Below are 6,839 nucleotides of genomic sequence, written 5' to 3' on the forward strand. Positions count from 1 at the left end.
AAGCGAGAATTTATAGAGAAACTTGCCATTGTAATAACCGACAAACGACTTGATGAGACCAAAGATAGTGATGAACCATTGTTGATTCACCAGATTCTTCATATGCTCAGCGAGTTGGAACGATATTCGGCTATTGTAGACGTACAGAATCTAAATGATGACGCAGAGGCATTCAATTTTGAGCTTGCATCAAATCTTGGCAAATTTTCCAAGTCTCAAACATATCGTCTACCTAAAAATAAGGCTAAACAAGCTGATGAGATTATGAGTAAAATCTCATCCATACTTTCGGATGATGATGAGTTCAACATTTGTGTTCTTCTGAAACTTCTAAACGAAAAAGTGAAATGAGCGAGGTAAGACACGTACTTGGAATATCCGGGGGCAAAGACAGCGCTGCTCTCGCAATCTACATTAAGGGGAAGTATCCTAATCTTCATGTGGAATATTATAATACAGACACAGGTTGTGAATTGGCAGAAACCGACCTATTGATTAACCGTCTTGAGTCCTATCTCGGTGGTATTAAGAGATTGAGAGCAGCTGAAGGGAGCCCTGAACCTACTCCATTTGAGCATTTTCTCAAAGCAAGCGGCATGTTTCTTCCATCACCGCAACAAAGATGGTGTACTCAGAAAATGAAACTTCAGGAGATGGAACGTTTCGTAGGAGACAGACCTACCATCTCCTATGTCGGCATTCGAGGTGACGAAGACCGAGAGGGTTATGTTTCGACAAAGCCTAATATTCAAGCGATTTTCCCATTTCGCAAGAATATATGGAGCATAGATGTAATCCATACTATCGTTCACAAGAATAATATAGTACGATTTACAGATATATACATGAGCATCGCCCCTGACGAGCTTAAATTAGAACTGTTGAAAATATTGGAGCATCCTCTGACCAAAGACTTTTTCTATGGAAAGAAAGCTAACGCTCTTATGGATTTGGATGTAAGACTCTTCAATAAAGCTGTATTTGAGTTTCTCAAAGGAACTGACTATCCAGTGGGTAAGTTGGATGAGTTTCCTCTAATCGATAACGATGATATCCTTGTCAGAGATGATATTTTCCGTATCCTTGAAGATAGTGGTGTTGGTGTACCGGCATACTATAAACCTATCGAATTTGAGGTGGATGGAAAAGTAGGAACATACAATCGTAGCCGTTCAGGTTGCTATTTCTGCTTCTTCCAACAAAAACTTGAATGGATATGGCTTTATGAACAGCATCCAGATCTTTTTGCCAAAGCCATGGAATTTGAGAAAGACGGTTATACTTGGAACCAAAATGAAAGTCTTGCTGATCTTATCCGTCCGGAGAGAGTGCGTCAAATTAAACTTGATGCTATCAAAAAGCAGGAAGCTAAGAAAAAAGCCGGAAGTTCAAAATTGGTTGACCTATTCGGTGACCCTGATGAAGATAACGACGCATTTTGCGCTAATTGCTTTATATAGCTATGTTGAAGACCGATGTGACATGGCCTGAATCATTCAGGTATCAAACAAATTCAGAATGGGAGCCGGTAGGTTTCTTTTCCGAATCACTATGTAATGCCACATCATTTGACCTGATGCTTGGCTTCTTCTCATCGTCTGCAATCAATGTCTTGTCATACGGCTTTGCCTCCTTTATTTATAACGGAGGCAAGATGCGCATGATTATCAACGATATTCTTAGCTGCGATGATGCCTCAGCCATATCCATGGCTCATGATGGTAATGATCTTCCATTCTTTGACCTGAAAAATCTGGAGCAACTAAGTTACACGCTCAATAAGCGTGACAAGCATTTCTTTGAATGTCTCGCATGGCTTATACGCAACGACCGAATCGAAATCAAGATAGTGCGAATGGTCAATGGAAGTGGGATAGCACACACCAAATGTGGCACATTCNGCGACGGCATAAATAAGATTGGGTTTGAAGGGTCTGTTAATTTCTCACTGACAGCCCTTATACACAATAAGGAAAGTCTTAATGTCAACTGTGATTGGAATGGTCCGGCAGACGTTGGTCGAATAAACGGCATTCAGAAGTCATTTGACAGAGCATTCAAGGGAGAAGACAATGATGTTGAATTTGTGGATGCTTCGCANTTGAAAGGATATACGACAGTTAAAACCAAATCAAAAGGGCTGGAAGAATTGCTTAATGATGAACTCGAATTGATTGAGTCTGCTACCGAGGCAAATATTCCTGATAATATTAAGCGTATACTGCAAAAGACAAAGTCTAAAGTAGAGAGGGCGATTGATAAGATTCGGAATATTGAAAAAGCCAAGGAGAATGAGCCTAGATTTCCATATCCAGCCGGACCACGTCCATATCAGCAACAAGCCTTTGAGAATTGGAAAAAGAATAAGCAGAAGGGACTGTTCGCCATGGCGACAGGCACAGGCAAGACTCTGACATCACTAAACTGCCTGTTGGAGATTTATAAGAGCAAAGGGTATTATCGTGCTATTATCCTTGTGCCTACATTGACGTTGGTTGACCAATGGGAGGATGAATGTAAGAAATTTAACTTCGGACATATTGTAAAGGTGTGCTCGAAGAATAAATCATGGAAATCTGAGCTTGACGCGATTAAGTTTCAAGAAGAGTTTAACTATTCCGAGCAGGAACCCTCATATATTATAATTGCAACATACGCTTCATTTGCACGAGATTCCATCTTCAAAGATTTGATTTCAATAAGCGGTAAAATTAACAAGAAACTACTTCTTATTGCAGATGAAGTCCACAATATGGGATCTCCGAGAATCTTGAATAGGCTTGAGGGTGTAAAATATGTGAGACGAATAGGCTTGTCTGCTACACCTGAACGACAATTTGACGACAGAGGTAACAAACAGTTGCGCAAATTCTTTGGGTGTGATAACTCGGAGAACTACACATTTGAGTTTTCAATGCGAGAGGCTATTGACAAGGGGTATCTTTGTCGTTACAACTATTATCCACATCTTGTCAGACTTACTGATGAAGAGATGTCGGAGTATATGAAAATTTCGCTTCAACTCGCCAAATTTTACAACTTCGACAATGACTCCTTCCCCGGGTCTGATGACATTCTAATGAGGCTACTTCTTAAACGCAAACGCATTGTTCACAAGGCAGCTAATAAGCAGTTGATATTTAATGGAATACTTCAAGAATGGTATAACGAGCGGGGCTCCTTGAGGTACACTCTTGTATATGTACCGGAGGGGAACAAACCTGATAGTTTTGAGGCCGACCTTTATGATGAAGCGGAAAGTCTCTCAGATGATGACTACTCAGATTCATTGATTGACCAATATACTTCGATTGTACAATCCATTAGTCCGACAACTACAGTGAAGAAATTCATATCCGGGACAGGTGACCGTAATCAGATTTTGGATGATTTCGCATCTGGCAAACTTGAAGTTCTCACATCCATGAAATGTCTAGATGAAGGTGTTGATGTACCTCGAAGTGAATTGGCAGTCTTTTGTGCCAGTACGGGTAATCCACGCCAGTTTATTCAGCGTCGAGGACGTATTTTGCGCACACATAAGGACAAGCATAGAGCAATTATCCATGACCTTGTTGTAGTACCGGAAATTTCATTAGTTGCGGATAGTTATAAAATGGAGCGTAGTCTTCTTGCATCCGAGCTAAAGCGTGTACGAGACTTCGCATTGCTCTCAGAGAATACAGATTTTGCGTATGAGGAACTATCTCCGATTCTTGATTATTTTAATTTATCTCTTTTCTAACCATGGCATACATTTCAAATAACGACAAAATGCTTCAGGCGGTTCTTCTGAATGACCGTCTGATGAAAGTAGGAGGCTATACAGCATCTGATATCGGTTCATTGTACTCAGCTCTTGACTCTGACAACTATATCATCAACACAGTTGCTCAAATCATAAAGCGCGTTGGAGAAGGAGCCTCTGAGCGGGAATTGTGGAAAGAAGTCAACGACTATCTAAAACGTAACGTATGATAATCAAAGAAATAAAAATAAAGAACTTCCGAAGCTACTATGGCGACAACAATCGCTTTGAGTTTTCCGATGGTCTCACTGTCATTATCGGTGATAATGGCGATGGTAAAACCACTTTCTTCGAGGCTCTACAATGGTTGCTCGATACCACTAAAGACAGAGGGCTTATGGAACAAATGTCGGAAATGCGCAGGTCTCAGATGGAAGTCGGAGATGTTGAAGAAATTTCCGTTTACATGAAATTTGACCACGATGGAGAAAAGTCAGTAGAGAAATCCTTCACTATAGAAAAACTTGAAAATGGTAGTTTCAAGATTGGCCAACTGGTTTATCGAGGATACGAGACAAACGGCATAGAGCGAGAGGCAGTCAATGGCAAGGCACTCATTGAGCGTTGTTATGATGCTTTCATACAGAAATTTAGTATGTTTAAGGGTGAGTCTTAGCTTAACGTGTTTGAAAACAAAACCGCCTTAAAAGATTTGGTTGACAAATTCTCAGACATTCGTAAGTTCGATGAACTGGTAGAAATTACCAGTAATTTTGAAGAGAAAGCCAATAAAGCCTATCTTCAAGAGATGCGCTCTGACAAGAGAGTTGCTCAACGCGCAAGAGAACTTGAGTCCGACATATCTCGTGTGGGCACCGAAATCAGTATAACCCGTAAAGACATCAAGGAAAAGAGAGACTCTATTGATACCTATAACAAGACTCTGTCTCAAATAGAGGATAATCAAGAGGCTTCTCAGCGTTATCGCGACATCAAAGAGCGACTGAAAACTCAGGAAGATAAGCGCAACAAGCTGATGGCTCAAATTGGAGCTGTCAACTACAATCATGCACTCCTTGACCGGATGTGGATTCTTGCTCCGTTTAGTCCTACCTTGAAGATATTCCAAGAAAAAATATCGGCTTTGAGCAAGACAAAACGTGCCATGGATCGTGAGTTTGAACGCACCAAGGCTATTGAGGTCGGTAAACTGGAAGCGGCAAAGGAAATGCTCGGAGCGCTCTCAAATGGAGCTACTGAACTGCCATGGTATCTTCCCAACCAAGAGACGATGGAAGAGATGATTCACGACCACATCTGTAAGGTCTGTGGACGAGAAGCCCCAGAGGATTCAGATGCATACGCTTTCATGGTTCACAAGCTGGAGGAATATCGTCGTCACACTGAAGCAAAACTACAAAAGGAATCGCAGAAGAAAGAAATTGAAGAGCAGGAACTATTCCCTCATGACTTTATAGAACAACTNCACAATATGAGTGTCTCAATGAGTGGAACGCAAGAAGCTGCTGTTGCCAGTTATGCGCAAGAGATAGCTGACCGCCAAGGGCTTGTGGCTCGTTTTCAAGATGACCTCAAAAAGACTATCCAGAAAATACAAGACATCGTGGATGAAAAGACTCGTCTTCTCATTCAATCCGGAAATATATCTGAGTCAGTACTTGATAAACAATTCGATGACATAAAAGGCCTCTACACCTCGCATGAGAGGGCATCTGTTCGGTTGTCTGAGTTGGAAACAGAACTGAAGTATCAGGAAAAGAGAATGGCTGACCTTAAAAAGGAACTTGACGAACTTGATCCGGAAAGTTCGCAAGTAAAGGTTATGCGCGAGNTTCACACTGCCCTTGAGGAGATTTCCAAGGCATTTTCACAGGCAAAGAAAGATAATCTGCAGCGTTTCCTTTTGGAAATGGAAGAAAAGGCAAACGAGTATATGGTTCGGCTCAGTGCCAACGATTTTCATGGTGAGGTTCGCCTTATTCAAACAGCGAATGATTCAACTGAAATTAAGTTGTTGAGTTCTAATGGAACAGAAATAAAGAAACCATCCAGCTCCCAAAAAACCGTGATGTATATCTCAGTGCTTTTCGCTATCTCCGATTTCACTCAGGAGAAACGGGACGAAGATTATCCATTAATCTTTGATGCTGCCACATCTTCATTTGGAGACTCCAAGGAGGAGGATTTCTACAATGTTATTGACAAGATACAAAAACAGTGCATCATCGTCACTAAAGACTTCATCGAAAAGGGCAAATTGGATGAAGATGCAATTAATGGACTTACATGCAGTGTCTACCGTATCAAGAAGGCACCCAACTTCGACCAGTCCAACATGGCAACAATCAGAACTCTAATTGAAAAAATCCGCTAAACATGGAATCACTATACGAGCTTTGGGGCAAACGTAATCCCCAGTGGGAAGAAAAGTACCAAGACTCCGTCATCAGTGTGTTCGCTGACTACGGTAAAGGCGTAAATAAATACAACGAGGTCAAGGGCAAAACATTTGGTGCCGGCTACGAGGTTTTCATCCTTGCTTTCTTCATTGGGCTATACTCTGACCAGAAGAAACCGCTTATAGAAGATGCTTCTAAAGTTAAACAATTTGGCTGGGCCATATCTAATTGGGGAACACAAGAAAGCCGCCTTGGCAGAACTCAATATCCTCGACTCCGCGAGTATATGTTTGCTGCTCTTGTTGCCAAAACAGATATTGACCTGATCGCACTTGATAAAGGAGATATCAAGCCTTCTAAAATTGTGGATCAGTTAATGGACACTATGGAGCAATACGCCAATTTCGGCTTCGACTTCATAAAAGAGAAATTGGAAGATGATCCCAATTACTTTTTCAAGGATACTGCTTTCCTCCGCGTCTTCCTCTCATTCCTCCCAAATACCTCTCAAGATTCCCTGGAAGAGGACGAAGATGAACTCGAAGAACTATAAAATAAACGCCACGGGGTCAACTCCCTCGGCGTTTCTGCTTTGACGAATAGAAATAATACCACTGGCGTCTCTTAAAATCTGTTAATGCGAAATTGTTAAACTCTGTATTCATGTTGGT

The 6,839-nt window shown here is 41.3% G+C and carries 5 protein-coding genes and 1 pseudogene; all 6 read left to right on the forward strand.

Annotated features, from left to right (window positions below):
- Positions 1-351 (forward strand): annotated as a pseudogene (locus JX312_RS07195) (hypothetical protein); the annotation flags it as partial.
- Positions 348-1,460: a phosphoadenosine phosphosulfate reductase gene (locus JX312_RS07200; protein ID WP_204457528.1), complete on the forward strand. Its 1,113-nt coding sequence runs from the start codon at positions 348-350 to the stop codon at positions 1,458-1,460. The pseudogene JX312_RS07195 and the gene JX312_RS07200, both read left to right, overlap by 4 nt.
- Positions 1,461-1,462: 2 nt before the next feature.
- Complete coding sequence (locus tag JX312_RS07205) at positions 1,463-3,745, forward strand: DEAD/DEAH box helicase family protein (protein ID WP_204457529.1); 2,283 nt, start codon at positions 1,463-1,465, stop codon at positions 3,743-3,745.
- Positions 3,746-3,747: 2 nt separating this feature from the next.
- Positions 3,748-3,978 (forward strand): hypothetical protein, encoded by a 231-nt coding sequence (locus JX312_RS07210; RefSeq protein WP_204457530.1) that lies wholly within the window; start codon positions 3,748-3,750, stop codon positions 3,976-3,978.
- A complete protein-coding gene (locus tag JX312_RS14130) occupies positions 3,975-4,424 on the forward strand; it encodes an AAA family ATPase (RefSeq protein ID WP_239653847.1) in 450 nt (149 codons plus the stop codon). The genes JX312_RS07210 and JX312_RS14130 overlap by 4 nt, the downstream gene beginning before the upstream one ends.
- Positions 4,425-6,145: 1,721 nt before the next feature.
- Complete coding sequence (locus JX312_RS07220; protein WP_204457531.1) at positions 6,146-6,721, forward strand: glycoside hydrolase family 15; 576 nt, start codon at positions 6,146-6,148, stop codon at positions 6,719-6,721.
- Positions 6,722-6,839 lie beyond the last annotated feature (118 nt).

Origin of the sequence: Barnesiella sp. CU968 (assembly GCF_905219685.1) — a bacterium.
GTDB lineage: Bacteria > Bacteroidota > Bacteroidia > Bacteroidales > Muribaculaceae > Lepagella > Lepagella muris_A.